Annotated in this window: 16 protein-coding genes; 9 read left to right on the forward strand and 7 right to left on the reverse strand. The window is 70.9% G+C overall.

What is annotated here, in order from left to right:
- Positions 1-38 precede the first annotated feature (38 nt).
- A complete protein-coding gene (locus ABD126_RS19135; RefSeq protein WP_343935222.1) occupies positions 39-707 on the reverse strand; it encodes an esterase/lipase family protein in 669 nt (222 codons plus the stop codon).
- Positions 708-816: 109 nt separating this feature from the next.
- Positions 817-2,379: a polyprenol phosphomannose-dependent alpha 1,6 mannosyltransferase MptB gene (mptB, locus tag ABD126_RS19140; RefSeq protein ID WP_343935223.1), complete on the reverse strand. Its 1,563-nt coding sequence runs from the start codon at positions 2,377-2,379 to the stop codon at positions 817-819.
- A 1,059-nt stretch (positions 2,380-3,438) separates the two neighbouring features.
- On the opposite strand from mptB, the gene ABD126_RS19145 reads away from it, so the two are divergent.
- From ABD126_RS19145 to ABD126_RS19185, 9 genes are all read left to right on the forward strand, one after another.
- Complete coding sequence (locus ABD126_RS19145; protein ID WP_343935224.1) at positions 3,439-4,170, forward strand: helix-turn-helix transcriptional regulator; 732 nt, start codon at positions 3,439-3,441, stop codon at positions 4,168-4,170.
- Complete coding sequence (gene sufB / locus ABD126_RS19150; protein WP_121228059.1) at positions 4,167-5,612, forward strand: Fe-S cluster assembly protein SufB; 1,446 nt, start codon at positions 4,167-4,169, stop codon at positions 5,610-5,612. The genes ABD126_RS19145 and sufB overlap by 4 nt, the downstream gene beginning before the upstream one ends.
- A gap of 1 nt (position 5,613) precedes the next feature.
- Entirely contained in the window at positions 5,614-6,789 is a 1,176-nt protein-coding gene (gene sufD, locus ABD126_RS19155) for a Fe-S cluster assembly protein SufD (RefSeq protein WP_343935225.1), read from the forward strand.
- Positions 6,786-7,106 carry a non-heme iron oxygenase ferredoxin subunit gene (locus ABD126_RS19160; RefSeq protein ID WP_343935226.1) on the forward strand — a complete coding sequence of 107 codons (321 nt, stop codon included), beginning with the start codon at positions 6,786-6,788 and terminating at the stop codon, positions 7,104-7,106. Before sufD ends, ABD126_RS19160 begins: the two co-directional genes overlap by 4 nt.
- Positions 7,107-7,134: 28 nt before the next feature.
- Positions 7,135-7,905 carry a Fe-S cluster assembly ATPase SufC gene (gene sufC / locus ABD126_RS19165; protein WP_343935227.1) on the forward strand — a complete coding sequence of 257 codons (771 nt, stop codon included), beginning with the start codon at positions 7,135-7,137 and terminating at the stop codon, positions 7,903-7,905.
- Positions 7,906-7,950: 45 nt separating this feature from the next.
- Positions 7,951-9,228, forward strand: coding sequence for a cysteine desulfurase (locus ABD126_RS19170; RefSeq protein WP_343935228.1), 1,278 nt, complete (start codon positions 7,951-7,953; stop codon positions 9,226-9,228).
- Positions 9,228-9,671 carry a Fe-S cluster assembly sulfur transfer protein SufU gene (gene sufU / locus ABD126_RS19175; RefSeq protein ID WP_343935229.1) on the forward strand — a complete coding sequence of 148 codons (444 nt, stop codon included), beginning with the start codon at positions 9,228-9,230 and terminating at the stop codon, positions 9,669-9,671. The genes ABD126_RS19170 and sufU overlap by 1 nt, the downstream gene beginning before the upstream one ends.
- 38 nt (positions 9,672-9,709) lie before the next feature.
- Positions 9,710-10,063 carry a metal-sulfur cluster assembly factor gene (locus tag ABD126_RS19180; RefSeq protein ID WP_343935250.1) on the forward strand — a complete coding sequence of 118 codons (354 nt, stop codon included), beginning with the start codon at positions 9,710-9,712 and terminating at the stop codon, positions 10,061-10,063.
- Between the two features lie 84 nt (positions 10,064-10,147).
- A complete protein-coding gene (locus tag ABD126_RS19185) occupies positions 10,148-10,885 on the forward strand; it encodes a hypothetical protein (protein ID WP_343935230.1) in 738 nt (245 codons plus the stop codon).
- Positions 10,886-10,933: 48 nt separating this feature from the next.
- On the opposite strand, the gene ABD126_RS19190 is transcribed toward ABD126_RS19185, so the two are convergent.
- The 5 genes from ABD126_RS19190 to ABD126_RS19210 form a co-directional block, all read right to left on the reverse strand.
- Positions 10,934-11,347: a CBS domain-containing protein gene (locus ABD126_RS19190; protein WP_343935231.1), complete on the reverse strand. Its 414-nt coding sequence runs from the start codon at positions 11,345-11,347 to the stop codon at positions 10,934-10,936.
- Between the two features lie 70 nt (positions 11,348-11,417).
- A complete protein-coding gene (locus tag ABD126_RS19195; protein ID WP_343935232.1) occupies positions 11,418-12,536 on the reverse strand; it encodes a carboxylate-amine ligase in 1,119 nt (372 codons plus the stop codon).
- Positions 12,537-12,654: 118 nt separating this feature from the next.
- Positions 12,655-14,355, reverse strand: a complete 1,701-nt coding sequence (locus ABD126_RS19200) for a GGDEF domain-containing protein (RefSeq protein ID WP_343935233.1) — start codon at positions 14,353-14,355, stop codon at positions 12,655-12,657.
- Positions 14,356-14,396: 41 nt separating this feature from the next.
- On the reverse strand, positions 14,397-15,476 hold the full coding sequence (locus ABD126_RS19205) for a lycopene cyclase family protein (RefSeq protein ID WP_343935234.1): 1,080 nt from the start codon (positions 15,474-15,476) through the stop codon (positions 14,397-14,399).
- A complete protein-coding gene (locus ABD126_RS19210) occupies positions 15,477-16,457 on the reverse strand; it encodes an MASE1 domain-containing protein (RefSeq protein WP_343935235.1) in 981 nt (326 codons plus the stop codon).
- Between the last annotated feature and the right edge of the window lie 295 nt (positions 16,458-16,752).

Raw genomic sequence — 16,752 nt, forward strand, 5'->3', positions numbered from 1 at the left:
GGGTGGCCACCCGTCGCCGGATGGCCACCCCGTTCGCGCTAGCGGTTCACGTAGTCGCGGACCTGGCCGTACACGGTCGCGTCGGTCAGCAGCGCGCTGTGGCTGATGCACGCCGTCCGCGTGTTGCGGGCCCCGGACAGCACGGTGCTGTCCGGTGGGTCGATCACGCCGTCGCACGACGACCACCACGTCCCGTAGTCGGGCGCGCCGGGTGTCTCGTCGCCGGAGTTGAGCGCGGTCAGGAAGTTCGAGCCGACGCGCATCTCGGTGCACGACGTCTGGAAGCAGGTGTTCGCCGACCGGGTCCCGTGGTTCGGGCCGCCCAGCGACACCCACTGGTCGATCTTCGCGTCGCCGCCCAGGTTGCGGGCGTAGTAGCGGGAGGACAGGCCGCCCATCGAGTGGGTGAGCACGTCCACCTTCGCGGCCCCGGTGGCCGCGAGCAGTCGGTCGACCTCGGCGCGCACCACCTCGGCGGTGGTCGCGTTGGACTTCGCGGTGTCGTAGGAGAAGGCGCGGAGGTGGTCGTCGGGCCGGCCGTCCGCGCGGAACCGGCTGATCATCGTGTTCCAGTTGGACGCGCTGCCGTTCCAACCGTGGACGAACAGCACCGGGTCGTGCGCGGCGGCGTGCGCCGACGGCGACGTGAGCAGGGCAGGGAGAAGTAGCGCGGCGGCCAGGGCACACCGCTTCCAGGGCAACTCCACGAACGGGCCTTCCGACGGACGTTGGCGGATTCGTCGTGAGGGGGACCGGTACCGGACGGCAGGGGCGGTGCCGCTATGTTACTGCGAGGTAACCCGGTGAAGTCAACGGTCAGGCCGCGTCGGGCACCGGGTCGCGCTTGATCAGCGGCATGATCTGCCGCCGCGACGCGAACACGCACAGCGCGAACGCCAGCAACGCCGCCGTCACCGCCTGCGGCACGATGTAGGCGCGCCCGTCGAACGCCGACCCGGTCGGCGGCAGGATCACCGCGATGAACGCGCTGGCGCTCATCGCGATCAGCCGGAACCGCTTCGCCAGCACCGCCGTGGCCAGCGGCAGCGCCGCCCACAGCACGTACCAGGGCTGGAGCACCGGCCCGAGCACCAGCACCGCGCCCAGCCCGGCGCCCAGCCCGTTGACCGCCTTGATCCGGCCCCGGAACGCCTTCCACAGCAGCGTCCCGGCGATCACCACCGACACCGCCTGGAACACCAGCCGCATCAACGCGATCATCGAGTCGGTGTGGTTGCCCAGCCCCAGCAGCAGCCCCAGGCCGCCGCCCAGGAAGCCCATCGCGGTCGGCGGGGACATCCAGCTCTTCACCGTGCTGGCCACGTTCAGCGTCTGCACCCAGCCGAACCCGAGCCCCGTGCCCAGGCACGTGGCCACCATGACCACCCCGGAGATCACCGCCAGCAGCAGCGCCGCCTTGACCAGGTCCTTGAACGTCCCGCCCCACCGCCGCGCGATCATCACGCCGAGGAACCCCAACGCCAACGCGGCCGGGATCTTCACCGCCGCGCCGAACGTGATCATCGTCGCGCCCAGCGCGATCCACACCAGCTCGTCGCGGGTCATCGGCGCACCGGGCGTGACCGGCATCCGGCGCAGCGCCAGCTCCAGCCCGACCAGCATCAACCCGATCGCGAGCCCTTCGTTGTGCACGCCGATGACCAGGTGGAACAGCACCAGCGGGTTCGCCGCGCCCAGCCACAGCGCGCTCACCGGCGGCACCCCGAACCGGCGCGCGAGCCGGGGCAGCGCCCACACGATCATCGCCAGGCCCAGCAGCACCAGCAGCCGGTGCAGGAACACGCCGGGCAGCACGGAGTTGCCGGTGACCATCGAGATGACCCGACCCACCGCCAGGAACAGCGGCCCGTAGGGGGCGGGCGTCTCCCGCCAGATGTTCGGGACGTTGGTGGTCAGCGGGTGGTCCACGCCCAGCGCCGTGGCCGGCCCCATCTCGTAGGGGTCCTGCCCGTTGGCCGCGATCTGCGACTGCGCGAGGTAGCTGTAGACGTCCCGGCTGAACATGGGCAGCACGAAGACCAGCGGCGTGATCCACATCATCAACGTGCGGTCGAGCTGGCTGCGCGACATCAGCCGCGGCCGACCCGGTCGCGCGAACCGGCCGAGCATCAGCCAGGCGGACACGACCAGGAACATCCCGGTCCAGACCACGCCCATCGCGGCGCTGGGCATGCGGGCGAACAACCCGAGCACCGGCGTGCCGGGCAGGGGCGAGAACACGGGCGCGGCCCCGGCCCCGAGCGAGCCGACGAACATCAGCAACGCGCCGACGGTGCCCCACCGGCGGATGATGTCGAGCTGCCGCCGTTCGGGGGCGTCGAGCGGTGCCGCCTCGCCGATCGTCTCCCGGTTCCCCATCACCAATCCGCCCGCCGTCACCCCCGAAGAGTAGCGAGCAGCGCTCAACGCCGTGCCGGATGCCGACCAACCGCCACCCACCGCCTCCCCACCCCTCCACTCCCGCTCCCGCTCCTCGCTTCCCGCCAACCGCCGGCCGCAGGCCCACAGCACCTCTTCGTCAACCGGCCGCGCGCTTTCGCGCCGCAGGCGCGTTGCTTTGCGCCGAAGGCGCGACGCCGTGCTGCAAGCCCACGGGAAGGGCCTCGGGCTTCCTCCGTACGGCCTGGGCGCAGCCCAACCGCGCTTTGGTCTTTTCCGCAACCACGCTTTTCGGTTGCGGAAAAGACCAAAGGGTGGTTGCCTCCGGCAGGCCGTGCGGAGGGAGACCGACGCCTTTCCCCTCCGGGGGCCTGCCGCGCGGCGAGCGCTTCTTTCCTCTGGGCTCGCTACGCTTCGCTGCTCACGCGACGCGCTGCGCGCTCCTGAGCGCTCCCGAGCGCTCCCGAACGCTCCTGAACGCGCTGCGCGCTCTCAAGATCAAAAGCGCCTCGCCGGCGGGCAGGCCGCCAAAGATGACACAAAAGCAAAAGAAAGGGCGGGGGCTTCTTGCTTGTGCCATCTCCGTATGGCCTGGCGGAGCCAACCACAGATTTCCCCGGGTGCCGCTAAAATTTTTGCTCGTTCCTCACAAAAATTTCGGCTGCACCCGGGGAAATCTGTGGTAGCCCTTCGGGCAGGCCATACGGAGATGACACAAGCAAGAAGCCCGGGTTGGGTTGTGCCGCGCGGCGGCCAAGGGGAGGCGCGCTGCGCGCGCCGGACGTGGGTGGCGTTGAGCGGTGGCGCGGGCGGAATGAGGGGGTCGGGGGCGAGGTGGGGGCGGGTCGGGTGGCGCTCGGAGGGTGGTCCAAGATCGGGTGTTGCGGCGAGTGGTGCGGCGGGGGTGGCCGAGTGCCTGCGTGGCTGCGGAGCCGCTACCTGCCGGTTCCCGGTCCGCACGTACCCGGCGGCGTGAGTCGGATCACCCCATCGGCGCTGATCTTTGCGAGCGTCCGCGAAATAAGCAACACTGGTGTTGTGAAAAACGTCGGGATCGACCAGACCGCTGTGCCCGCCGGGCACGACGGGCGGACCCGGCACGCCGTCGCACGCCTGCTGCTGGAGCAGGGCCCGATCACCGCGGCCTCGGTCGCGGAACAGCTCGGTCTCAGCCCCACGGCGGTGCGCAGGCACATCGACGCGCTGGTCGCGGACGGTGAGGCGGTCAGCAGGGAGGCCCCGCGCCGGGGTCAGCGCGGTCGGGGGCGCCCGGCCAAGCTGTTCCTGCTCACCGAGGCGGGGCGGGCCCGGTTCGGGCACGCCTACGACGACCTCGCCGTCGCGGCGCTCCGGTTCCTCGCCGAACAGGGCGGGGAGGAGGCGGTACGAGCCTTCGCGCGGCGGCGGGTGTCCGCACTCGTCGACCAGCACCGGGCCGCCATCGTGGCCCAGCCCGACTCCGCCGAGCGGGCCAAGGCCCTGGCGGTGGCGTTGACCAGGGAGGGCTACGCTGCCTCGGCGCGGCACGTCGGCACCGGTGAGCAGCTCTGCCAGCACCTGTGCCCGGTCGCGCACGTGGCCGCCGAGTTCCCGCAGCTGTGCGAGACCGAGACGGCGGCGTTCGCCGACCTCCTCGGCACCCACGTGCAGCGCCTGGCGACGATCGCGCGCGGTGACGCCGTGTGCACGACGCACATCCCGAACAACACACCCCGCACAACCGTCGGCGAAGCCGACAACCGAGCTTCAGATGGAGGGGAGCCCGCATGACTGCCGCTGCCGAGCAGCGCACCACCACAGCCCCGCTCAGCCAGGAGGAGACCCTGGCGAGCATCGGCAACTACGAGTTCGGCTGGGCCGACTCGGACGTGGCAGGCGCGAGCGCTCGCCGGGGCCTGAACGAGGACGTCGTTCGGGACATCTCGGCGAAGAAGAACGAGCCCGAGTGGATGCTGGACTTCCGGCTGAAGGCGCTGCGCCTGTTCGACCGCAAGCCCATGCCGACCTGGGGCTCCGACCTCTCCGGCATCGACTTCGACAACATCAAGTACTTCGTGCGCTCGACCGAGAAGCAGGCGGCGAGCTGGGAAGACCTGCCCGACGACATCAAGAACACCTACGACAAGCTGGGCATCCCGGAGGCGGAGAAGCAGCGCCTCGTGGCCGGTGTCGCCGCCCAGTACGAGTCCGAGGTCGTCTACCACAAGATCCGCGAGGACCTCGAAGAGCAGGGCGTCATCTTCCTGGACACCGACACGGGCCTGCGCGAGCACCCGGAGCTGTTCAAGGAGTACTTCGGCTCGGTCATCCCGTCGGGTGACAACAAGTTCTCCGCGCTGAACTCGGCCGTGTGGTCGGGCGGCTCGTTCATCTACGTGCCGAAGGGCGTGCACGTGGAGATCCCGCTCCAGGCCTACTTCCGGATCAACACCGAGAACATGGGCCAGTTCGAGCGGACCCTGATCATCGTCGACGAGGGCGCGTACGTGCACTACGTCGAGGGCTGCACCGCCCCGATCTACTCCTCGGACTCGCTGCACTCCGCCGTCGTGGAGATCATCGTCAAGAAGGGTGGTCGCTGCCGCTACACGACCATCCAGAACTGGTCGAACAACGTCTACAACCTGGTCACCAAGCGCGCGAAGGCCGAAGAGGGCGCGACCATGGAGTGGATCGACGGCAACATCGGCTCCAAGGTCACCATGAAGTACCCGGCCGTGTTCCTGATGGGCGAGCACGCCAAGGGCGAGGTCCTCTCGATCGCGTTCGCGGGCGAGGGCCAGCACCAGGACGCCGGCGCGAAGATGGTCCACATGGCCCCGCACACCTCCTCGACCATCGTGTCGAAGTCGGTGGCGCGCGGCGGTGGCCGCACCTCCTACCGCGGCCTGGTCCAGGTCAACAAGCGGGCGCACCACTCGAAGTCCACGGTCAAGTGCGACGCGCTGCTGGTGGACAACATCAGCCGCTCCGACACCTACCCCTACGTCGACGTCCGCGAGGACGACGTGTCGATGGGCCACGAGGCGACCGTCTCGAAGGTGTCCGAGGACCAGCTGTTCTACCTGATGTCGCGCGGCCTGAACGAGGACGAGGCCATGGCGATGATCGTGCGCGGGTTCGTCGAGCCCATCGCGCGCGAGCTGCCCATGGAGTACGCCCTCGAACTGAACCGCCTGATCGAGCTGCAGATGGAAGGGGCCGTCGGCTGACATGGCCGTCACCACTCAAGACCAGCAACACGGCCTGACGGCCCACTCCCACGGTGCGGGTGCCCCGGTGTCCTCGCGCGCGGACCACTTCACGTCCTTCGACGTGAACGCGTTCGAGGTCCCCGGCGGTCGGGAGGAGATCTGGCGCTTCACCCCGATGAAGCGCCTGGCGAACCTGCACAACGGCGCGCAAGCCACCGCGAAGGCCACCGTCGAGGTCAACGCCGCCGAAGGCGTGAAGGTCGAGACCGCGGCCAAGGGCGACGAGCGCCTGGGCACCGCCGGCACCCCCGGCGACCGCATCGCGGCACAGGCGTGGACCTCGTTCACCGAGGCCACCGTCGTCACGCTGCCCGGCGACACCAAGGTGGGCCCGACCACCGTCACGGTGACCGGCCCCGGCAAGGGCGAGGTCGCCTACGGCCACCTGCACGTCAAGGCCGAGCGGTTCGCGCAGGCCGTCGTGGTGCTCGACCACCGCGGCTCCGGCGCGTACGCCGACAACGTGGAGTTCGTGGTCGAGGACGGCGCGCACCTGACCGTGGTCGCCATCCAGGACTGGGCCGACGACGCGGTGCACGTGTCCTCGCACCACGCCAAGCTGGGCCGCGACGCCACGCTCAAGCACACCGTCATCACCCTGGGCGGCGACCTGGTGCGGCTGACCCCCGTGGTCACCTACACCGGCCGCGGCGGCGACGCCGAGCTGCTCGGCCTGTACTTCGCCGACGCCGGCCAGCACCTGGAGCACCGCACCTTCGTCGACCACGCGGTGTCCAACTGCCGCAGCAACGTGGTCTACAAGGGCGCGCTGCAGGGCGACGACGCGCACACGGTGTGGATCGGCGACGTGCTGATCCGCGCGGCGGCCGAGGGCACCGAGACCTTCGAGCTCAACCGCAACCTGGTGCTCACCGACGGCGCGCGCGCCGACTCGGTGCCGAACCTGGAGATCGAGACCGGCGAGATCGAGGGCGCGGGCCACGCCTCCGCCACCGGCCGGTTCGACGACGAGCAGCTGTTCTACCTCCAGGCGCGGGGCATCCCCGAGGAGCAGGCCCGCCGCCTGGTGGTGCGCGGCTTCTTCCACGAGATCCTGCTCAAGATCGACGTCCCCGAGGTGCGCGAGCGCCTGGAAGCCGCGATCGAGGCGGAACTCGAAGCGGTGGGGGCGTGATCCGGGTGTGCTCGCTGTCCGACCTCGACGACCGCAAGCCGGTCGGGTTCGAGGTCGGCGCCGAGTACACCCCGGTCGTCCTGGTCCGCGACGGCGACACCGTCCACGCGCTGCACGACCTGTGCTCGCACGCGGCGATCGCGCTGTCGGAGGGCGAGGTGACCCGCAAGGGCGTCGAGTGCTTCCTCCACGGGTCGTGCTTCGACCTGCGGACCGGGCAGCCGTCCTCCCCGCCCGCCACCGACCCGGTCGACGTCTTCGCCGTCGACATCCGTGACGGCGACGTCTACGTCGACGTCACCGTCACCCTGAACTGACTGCCACACCAGGAGAAACCGAACACCAATGGCCACTCTGGAGATCAAGGACCTGCACGTCTCGGTCAACACCGACGAGACGGCCAAGGAGATCCTCAAGGGCGTCGACCTGACCATCAAGTCGGGCGAGACGCACGCGATCATGGGTCCGAACGGCTCGGGCAAGTCCACCCTGTCCTACGCCATCGCGGGCCACCCCAAGTACGAGGTGACCTCGGGCAGCGTCCTGCTCGACGGCGAGGACGTGCTGGAGATGAGCGTCGACGAGCGCGCCCGCGCGGGCCTGTTCCTCGCCATGCAGTACCCGGTCGAGGTGCCCGGCGTCTCGATGTCGAACTTCCTGCGCACCGCCGCCACCGCCGTGCGCGGCGAGGCCCCGAACCTGCGGCACTGGGTGAAGGAGGTCAAGGGCGCGATGGCCGACCTGGACATCGACCCGGCCTTCGCCGAGCGCTCGGTCAACGAGGGCTTCTCCGGCGGTGAGAAGAAGCGCCACGAGATCCTCCAGCTGGGCCTGCTCAAGCCGAAGATCGCGATCCTGGACGAGACCGACTCCGGCCTGGACGTCGACGCGCTGCGCGTGGTCTCCGAGGGCGTCAACCGGTACAAGGCCTCCGGCGAGGCCGGCGTCATGCTGATCACGCACTACACCCGCATCCTCAAGTACATCCAGCCCGACTTCGTGCACGTGTTCGCGAACGGCCGGATCGTCGAGTCCGGTGGCCGCGAGCTGGCCGACCAGCTGGAGGAGCAGGGCTACGTGAAGTACGGCAAGCAGGAAGCCGCGAGCACCAGCTGACGTTGCACCCGTCGTGACCCATTTCCGAGAGGAGGCGTCGGAGCTGTGACCACCACCGCTGCTCCGCTTGACGTCGCTACCGTGCGCGCGGACTTCCCGATCCTGGGCCGCACCGTGCGGGAAGGCAAGCGGCTGGTCTACCTGGACTCCGGCGCCACCTCGCAGCGGCCGAGGCAGGTCCTCGACGCCGAGCGCGCCTTCCTGGAGATCGCCAACGCCGCCGTGCACCGCGGCGCGCACCAGCTCGCCGAGGAGGCGACCGACGCCTACGAGGGCGCGCGGGCGAAGATCGCCGCGTTCGTGGGCGCCGACTTCGGCGAGATCGTGTTCACCAAGAACGCCACCGAGGGCGTGAACCTCGTGGCGTACGCGATGGGCAACGCGGCCACCAGCGGCCCGGAGGCCGAGCGGTTCAGGCTCGGCCCCGGCGACGAGATCGTGGTGACCGAGATGGAGCACCACGCGAACCTCGTGCCGTGGCAGCAGCTCGCGGAGCGCACCGGCGCCACGCTGCGCTGGTTCGGCGTCACCGACGAGGGCCGGTTGGACCTGTCCGACGTGGACGAGCTGATCAACCCGCGCACGAAGGTGGTGGCGTTCACCCACCAGTCCAACGTGCTCGGCACGGTCAACCCGGTGAAGTCCATCGTGGACAAGGCCGCCGCCGTCGGCGCCCTCACCGTCCTGGACGCGTGCCAGTCCGTGCCGCACTCCGCGGTGGACTTCCACGACCTGGGCGTCGACTTCGCCGTGTTCTCCGGCCACAAGATGCTGGGCCCGTCGGGCATCGGCGTCCTGTACGGCAAGCGCGCCCTGCTCGAAGCGCTGCCGCCGTTCCTCACCGGCGGCTCGATGATCGAGATGGTGCAGATGGCGCGGTCGACGTTCGCGCCGCCGCCGCAGCGGTTCGAGGCCGGTTCGCCGATGACGTCCCAGGCCGTGGGCCTGGGCGCGGCGGTGGACTACCTGTCCGCGATCGGCATGGACCGCATCGCCGCCCACGAGCACATGCTCACCGAAGCGGCGCTGAAGGGCCTCGCCGAGATCCCGGGCGTCCGCGTCGTCGGCCCGCTCGACACGCAGGACCGCGGCGGCGCCGTGTCGTTCGTGGTCGAGGGCGTCCACGCGCACGACGCCGGCCAGGTCCTCGACAGCCTCGGCATCGAGGTCCGCGTCGGCCACCACTGCGCGTGGCCGTTGCACCGCAGGATGAACGCCGCCGCCACCGTGCGCGCGAGCTTCTACCTGTACAACACCTTGGACGAGGTCCAAGCACTCCTGGACGGCGTGCGCGAGACCCAGAAGTTCTTCGGGGTGGCGTGATGCAGCTCCAGCAGATGTACCAGGAGATCATCCTGGACCACTACAAGAACCCCCACGGCCGTGGCCTGCGCGACCCGTTCGACGCGGAGTCCCACCAGATCAACCCGACGTGCGGCGACGAGGTGACGCTGCGCGTCAAGCTCGACGGCGACACCGTCGCGGACGTCTCCTACGACGGCCAGGGCTGCTCGATCAGCCAGGCGTCCACGTCGGTGCTCACCGACCTGGTGGTCGGCAAGCCGATCGGTGAGGCGTTCAAGAAGATGGACGCGTTCGTGGAGCTGATGCAGGGCCGGGGCCAGGTCGAGCCGGACGAGGACGTCCTGGAGGACGGCATCGCGTTCGCCGGCGTGGCGAAGTACCCGGCGCGCGTGAAGTGCGCCCTGCTCGGCTGGATGGCTTTCAAGGACGCGGTGTCCCGCAGCGAAGGAGCGAAGGCGTGACTTCCCAGGAAGAGGACGTCGTCCGCGGCGTGGAGGGCATGCCCGAACCCCCCGCGCCCAAGGCGGACAGGGCCAACCTCGACGACGTCGAGGAGGCCATGCGCGACGTGGTCGACCCCGAGCTGGGCATCAACGTGGTCGACCTGGGCCTGGTCTACGACATCCGCGTGGACGACGACAACGTGGCCCTGATCGACATGACGCTGACCTCGGCGGCCTGCCCGCTGACCGACGTCATCGAGGACCAGACCCGCGGCGCGCTGTGCGGCGGGCCGGGCGGCGGCATCGTGAGCGACTTCCGCATCAACTGGGTGTGGATGCCGCCGTGGGGCCCCGAGAAGATCACCGACGACGGCCGCGAGCAGCTGCGCGCCCTCGGCTTCACCGTCTGAAACCGCGGCGAACCGCACCGCGCTGTCGGTGCCGGCGGCTAGGGTCGATCCCAAGGACGTTCGATCGAACCAGGGGGGGGATCGATGTCGCGCTTGAGCGCGCTCGTCGCCGGCACCGCGCTGGCCTGCACGACCGTTGTCGCCCACCCGGCCCAGGCCGCCGAGGTGGCGGCCGTGGCCACTTCCGCGCCGTACGCGCTGTCCGTGGACGGGCAGGTCGAAGGCCTGTCGTTCACGGCCACGGAGGCCAACCCGACCAACGACCACCGCGTCCCGCAGCACGACTTCGGCGCGACGCCGCTGCACCCGGGCTGGGGCGTGCTGCTGTCCGCCCCGCAGGGCACCAAGGACGCCGACCTGCGCGCTGTGACGCGGGTCACGGACAGCTCCGCGACCGCGCACGCCGGCGTTTCCCTGCACCTCAACGACGCCAAGGGACCCTTCCTGTACTTCGGGATCCACAGCGGCTCGGTGAGCTGCGACCGCGTCGGCGGCCCGGACTACGCCGGCGGCGCGTCCGGGCTGATGCTGGCCGTCCGCAACGGCCACGAGGTGCTCCAGCAGGTCGAGCCCACCGCCACCGGCTGGTCGGCGGAGGTCCACGCGGTCGCCGCCGGCGACCAGGCCACCCCGGACGGGTCGACGCGCACCACGAGGGTCAACGTCCAGAAGGTCTCCGCCGTCGCCGACCTGGCCCCGTACGGCGACCTGTTCCCCGGCGCCTACCGGCGCGCGGGCGGCTACAAGGTGACCGTCACCCAGCAGCTCGACACGGTGCGGACCTACTCGTTCCTGGTGGGCGGCGTCGGCTGCGACGGCTGACCGCGCACGGCCCCCGGTTCACCCGAACCGGGGGCCGTTCCCACGTCGTCACCGGGCGTAGACGCGCTCCACGAACTCGGCGATCTGGTCCTCGGTCAGGTGCCGGGCGATGTCCGCCTCCGACACCATGCCGACCAGCCGGTGCTCCTCGATCACCGGCATCCGCCGGATCTGGTTCTCCTCCATCTGCCGCAGCACGTGCGAGATGTCGTCGTCCGCGTTCACCCAGTGCAGGTGCCCGGACATCTCCCCGGCCTTCATCTCCTCGCAGGACCGCCCCTCGGCCACGCACCGGACCACGATGTCGCGGTCGGTGATGATGCCGTGCAGCTTGTCGTCCCGCCCGCAGATCGGCAGGGAACCGACGTTCAGGTCCCGCATCATCCGGGCGGCGTCGAGCAGACTCTGGTCCTCCTTGATGCACTGGACACCGGCGTTCATGATCTCCCGTGCGGTGGTCATGCCGAACCTCCTTGTTCGCTCGCCACCACCCAGCATGCGCCGCCGCCGGCCCACCGGCATCTCGACCGGGCTAGGTCTGGGCGACCAGGAGGTCCACGACGTCGGACAGCGAACCCCGCCGCGCGAACGCCCGCCGCTGCCGCGCCGCGCCCCCGCCGTCGGCCAGCAGCCGCCCCACGCCGTCGACCACCAACTCCTCGTCACCGCAGTCCCGCAGGGCCGGCCGCACCCACTCCACCAGCGCCCGCACCCGGTCCTCCGCCGCCACCAACCGCCCGGTGTGCGGCTCGACCGCCGCGCCCTGCACGCCGTCCCGCGCGGCCCGCCACAACGCCGTCCGCAACCCGAGGTCCGACACCGCGGGAGCCGGCACGCCCGCCAGGGCCGTCGCCGCCAACGCCCGCACCAGCGCGGCGATCAGCACCGCCTCCTCGACCGTCCCCGCCACGTCGCACACCCGCAGCTCCACGGTCGGGTGATTCGCCGACAGCCGGACGTCCCAGTAGACCATCCCCTGGTCCAGCGCCGCCCCCGAGCTGCGCAGCGTCTCGGTCCGCACGTGGTAGTCGTCCGCGGAGGCGAACCACGGGGGAGCGCCCGCCGACGGCCACGGGCTCCACGACACGTACCGCCAGCTCGCGTACCCGCTGTCCCGCCCCTCGGAGAACGGCGAGTTCGCGCTGAGCGCCAGCAGCACCGGCAACCACGGCCGCAGGTGGTTGGAGATCAGCACCCCGGTCTCCTCGTCGGGGATCCCGACGTGCACGTGGCACCCGCAGATCGTCAACCCGTCGACGAGCGACCCGTACTGCCGCGCGATGTCGCGGTACCGCGGCCGGTCGGTCAACGGCGGTGGGCGCGACCCGCCCAGCACCGGCGTCCCCGACGCCACGATCCGCGCCCCGTGGTCCCGCGCCAACCCGCGCAACGCCTGGCGGGCCAGCATCAACTGCTCCCGCACCTCACCCATCGTCCGGCACACGGCGGTGGCGCTCTCCACCTGGAACCGGGTCATCTCCGCCTGCAGGTCCAGCTCGCCGTCGGCGTCGCCGAGCACCGCCCCCGCCAGCGGCACCAGCTCCCCGGTGACCGCGTCCACCAGCAGGAACTCTTCCTCGACCCCGATCGAGAGCGCCCCGGAGGACCCGACTCCCGGACGCGGCGGTGCGACGACCTCGACCTCGCTCACCCGGAGCCTCCCTGCGGTGGGTAGTCACCCTGATGCTATGAGTGATCAGCGTGGGCGCACAGGCATCGTTGCGGTGAACTTCGAAATACCCCCGCCCAGCCCGCCGCCAGATGCGAGGTCAGCCCGCCGCCAGGTGCGGCCCGCCGCGCAGCACGTCCACGTGGTCGCTGTTCGGCCGGCCCAGCACCCAACTGTTGCCGCGCAACGACTTCGCGTGCTCCTTCAACGGCGCCAGCAGCCGCGACACCTCGCGGTAGGACCCCACGGAACCGGCCGCGCACACCAGCGTCGCCAACGACAGCGTCACCGCGTGCCCCTCCGCGTCGAACGGGTGGTCCAGCACGCCCGCCGCGTACGGCACGACCTCGTTCAGCCCGGCCACCACGAGGAAGTCGTCCCCGCCGACGTGCCCGACCTGCACGCCCGGGAACGCCGTCGCGTGCTCCGACAGCACCCGGCCCAGCGCGCGGATCAGGTCGTCCCCGGCCGCGAACCCCACGCTGTCGTTGACCCGCTTGAACGAGTCCACGTCCAGCCACCCCACGGCGAAGATGTCGCCGCCCAGGATGCGCCGGTCCACCTCGCGCGCGATGGCGTCGCTGCCCGGCAACCGCGTCAACGGGTTCAGCGCCGCCGCCTGCTCCACCTTCAACTCCGCCACGCCGCGCACCACGTCCGCGACGCGCACCACACCGAGGCACTTGTCGTCGTCGTCCACGACCACCAGGTCGTCGTTCGTGCGCTCCCGGCCGGTGTTGGCCACGATGTCCAACATCTCCAGCGCCGAGGACTCCGCGCCGATCACCCGCGGCTTGTCCGCCAGCCGCGCCGCCTCGCGCTTGGCGTGCAGGGCGTGCCCGAACGGCCCGGTCACCGCGAGCAGGAACCGGTTGCGGTCCACCGTCCAGCACGGCCGGCCGTCGTCGTCCACCAGCACCACGCCGCTGACCGCCGGCTGGCTGGCCAGCACGTCGCGCACCTCCTCCGACGTCGCCGACTCCGGCAGCGTCGTGGCGGGGTGCAGGAAGTCGGTGACCTTCGGGCCGGACTTGCGGCGCAGCGGCGCGGTCATCGTCTTGGCCGCGGCCTCGGGGTCGTTGATCTCGCTGAGCACCGCCGAGATCGTCGCCGTCACCTTCGGCCGGCGCTGCGCCTCGGCCAGCAGGTTGCCCTGCGCCAGCCGCACGCCCAGCTTGCGCAGCGCGGCCAACTGCGCCTCGGTCTCCACACCCTCGGCCACCACCAGCGACCCGGTCGCCTCGCACAGGTGCTGCAAGCCCTGCACCAGCGCGAACCGCACCGGGTCCTCCAGGGCCTGCACGACCTCGCGGTCCAGCTTCACCACGTCCGGGCGCACCTCGGCCAGCAGCGACAGCGGCGAGTCGCCCTCGCCCACGCCGTCCAGGCCGATCTTGAACCCGTCCGCGCGCAGCCGCTCCAGGCCCTTGACCAGGCGGGGGCGCGGCGCGCGCGTGTAGGGGGTGCCGACCTCGACGACCAGCGAGGCCGGGTCGCGCCCGGTGTCGCGCAGCGCCGCGTACAGCGGGGCGAGGTGCTCGGGCTTGTCCGCGAGGGTCATCGCGAGCAGGTTGACGTGCAGCGGCAGGGTGAAGTCGTGGTCGGCGGCGTGGCGCACCGCTCGACAGGCCAACGCCACGTCGGTGTTGGCCAGGTACCCCGCGCGGAAGGCCATGCGGAGCAGATCCTGCACGCTGCCGTCGTGCGGGCGAGCCAGTGCCTCGACCGCGACGACACCCCCGGTGTTGAGGTTGAACAGCGGCTGGAAGGCGAAGCGAACGTCATCCAGCAATGCGGGCACGGCACAGATCGTGCCTGGTCGATCTTGTGTTGCCCAGACCGTTAACCAGGAGTTCGCACACCTTTGGCCCGTTGCAAAGGAAATGCCAGCCGGGCGCGCAACCCCCACGGCGCCGCGCGGAACAGCCCCGCCATCGCCTGGACGGTCCCGCCCAGGTCAGCCGGGTCGCCCAGGTACTTCCGTTGCTGATTCTCCGGCAATTGGAAAAAGTGGTCGAAGAATTCCGGAACCTCGTCGGGTCGCATCCGCAGCAACGCTTCGAGACCGAACATGCGCAACCCGTGAACGACCCGCGCCCGCCGCGACCACAGCACGGACTCCACCGGACGCCCGTCCGCCAACGCCCGCGCGACCACGGGCGCGAGCCGCAACGCCGTCGCCACGCTGTACCCGGTGGCCGGGTGCACCAGCCCGCCCGCCGCGCCGAACGCGCCCGGCCGCGGCACGCCGTCCAACGGGATCCGCACCCGCTCCTCCCGCTCCGGCACGGCCACCCCGAGCGCGGCCAACCGCGAGTGCAGCCTCAGCCGCAGCTCCGCCAGCGGCAGGCCGGGCCGACGCGCCAACGACGTCTCCTCCACCAACACCTCGTCCGCCGACACCGGCACCACGTAGAGGAAGGAGGGATCGGGCGTCCCCGCGTCCGGCGGCCTGCGCCAATCCATCACCACGGCCTCGTCCCCGTCGAGGAACCCGTCCCGCGGCACCACCACCCCCACCGCGTGCTGCGCGGCCCCGCCGCTCTCCCGGGTGCCCGATGCGTCGACCACCCGCCGCGCCCGCAGCACCCGGCCGTCCGCGAGCCGGACCGCCGTCGCCGTCCGCGCGACCACCGTCCCCCGCACCACCCGCACCGCCTCGGGCAGCGCCCGCAACCGCTCGTTGTCCAGCACCGCGTACCCGCGTGCGATCCGGTGCTCGCGCACCGCCCACACCCGCGACCGCCCCGTCACCACCGCCACCGGCGCGCCCTCGGGCAGCTCGTCCAGCCACGCCCCGTACGTCGCCCGCCACGGCCGGTCCGGGTGCGGGTCCACCAGCGAGGTCGCCAACCCCGCGGTCGCGCACGCCGACGCCAACGCCCGCCCGGCCGGACCGCCGCCGACCACCAGCACGTCCATCTACCGGGCGTCCCGCGAGTCCGGGGGACGGCTGTCGCCCGCCACCAGCGGCTCGTACTGCGCCACCACGTCCGCCAGCCGCGCGCACGTCCGCTCGATCGCCAGCCGCGCCGCGTTGCGCTCCGCGATCACCGCGCTCAGCACCAACGTCGTCAACGCCACCGTCCCGTTGAAGGCCTGCAACGTGACCATCTTGTCCACCAGGTCGAACTCGCCGCTGAACACCCCCGTGCCCTCCGCCGCCCCGCGCGCCGCGACCACCGCCGTGACGAACGAGCACGGCGCCGACCCGATGTGCTGGAAGCGCAGCGCCGCCCAGATGAGGAACGGGAAGACGATGAACGTCATGCGCACCGGCACCGAGGTGATGAACACCGTCACCGCGGCCGTCGCGACCAGCAGCCCGGCCAGTTCCGCCCACCGGTAGACGGTGGTCGGCCACTCGGTCCGGTTGCGCAGGGCCAGCACCAAGGGGACCACGACGAGCACGCCCATCGCGTCACCGGTCCACCACACCGACCACGTCGACCAGAAGTGCGTCCCGTCCACCACGCCGTTGATCACCAGCGCGCCCGTGCCGACGGTGGCGCTCACCGCCATCCCGCCGAACGCGCCGAGGAACACCAGCGCCAGCGCGTCCCGGATGCGGTCGACCTCCATCCGGAACCCGGTGTGCTTGAGCAGCAGGAAGGCGACCACCGGCCCGAGGGTGTTGCCCGCGCTGATCACGAACGCCGGACCGCTGTCGCCCAGCGTCGCGTTGACGACGAACGCCGCGATCGCGATCCCCGGCCACATCCGCACCCCACCCAGCAGCAGGGCCAGCAGCGCGATCCCCGTCGGCGGCCACAGCGGGGTCACCTGGTCGTTGACCAACGCCTGGAGCAATCCGAGCCGCGCGCCCACGTAGTAACAGGAGGCCACCACCAGCAGGCGGAGCCCGTACCTGCCCCACGGGCGGAGTCGAGGGGAGAGGAGCACCCGGACAGCATCCTCCGCTCCCGGCCCCCGCACCACGTCTAGCTGCGGTTTCGCCCTGACCGACCCCCCGATTTTGTTTGCGCACGACACTCGTGTAAGTTTCTCTCTGCCAGCGCGGAACGGGCCGGGAAAACCGGAACGCCAGCGCCGGACACAAGCCCCGGAGAAAGTCACTCGGATAGAGTGGGTTACGATGGTGAGCGCGTGTTCTTTGAGAACTCAACAGCGTGCCGAATAGCCAGTAAATTTATGAACCTCGTCAAGAGGTTTCCTTTGAGATTGACTGGACAACTGG

This window comes from Saccharothrix mutabilis subsp. mutabilis (assembly GCF_039521145.1).
GTDB classification, from domain to species: Bacteria; Actinomycetota; Actinomycetes; order Mycobacteriales; family Pseudonocardiaceae; genus Actinosynnema; species Actinosynnema mutabilis.

Coding starts and splice junctions, on each gene's coding strand:
- mptB (WP_343935223.1), bottom strand. CDS start 2,379: ATGGGGAACCGGGAGACGATCGGCGAGGCGGCACCGCTCGACGCCCCC.
- sufB (WP_121228059.1), top strand. CDS start 4,167: ATGACTGCCGCTGCCGAGCAGCGCACCACCACAGCCCCGCTCAGCCAG.
- sufD (WP_343935225.1), top strand. CDS start 5,614: ATGGCCGTCACCACTCAAGACCAGCAACACGGCCTGACGGCCCACTCC.
- sufC (WP_343935227.1), top strand. CDS start 7,135: ATGGCCACTCTGGAGATCAAGGACCTGCACGTCTCGGTCAACACCGAC.
- sufU (WP_343935229.1), top strand. CDS start 9,228: ATGCAGCTCCAGCAGATGTACCAGGAGATCATCCTGGACCACTACAAG.
- ABD126_RS19180 (WP_343935250.1), top strand. CDS start 9,710: ATGCCCGAACCCCCCGCGCCCAAGGCGGACAGGGCCAACCTCGACGAC.
- ABD126_RS19185 (WP_343935230.1), top strand. CDS start 10,148: ATGTCGCGCTTGAGCGCGCTCGTCGCCGGCACCGCGCTGGCCTGCACG.
- ABD126_RS19190 (WP_343935231.1), bottom strand. CDS start 11,347: ATGACCACCGCACGGGAGATCATGAACGCCGGTGTCCAGTGCATCAAG.
- ABD126_RS19205 (WP_343935234.1), bottom strand. CDS start 15,476: ATGGACGTGCTGGTGGTCGGCGGCGGTCCGGCCGGGCGGGCGTTGGCG.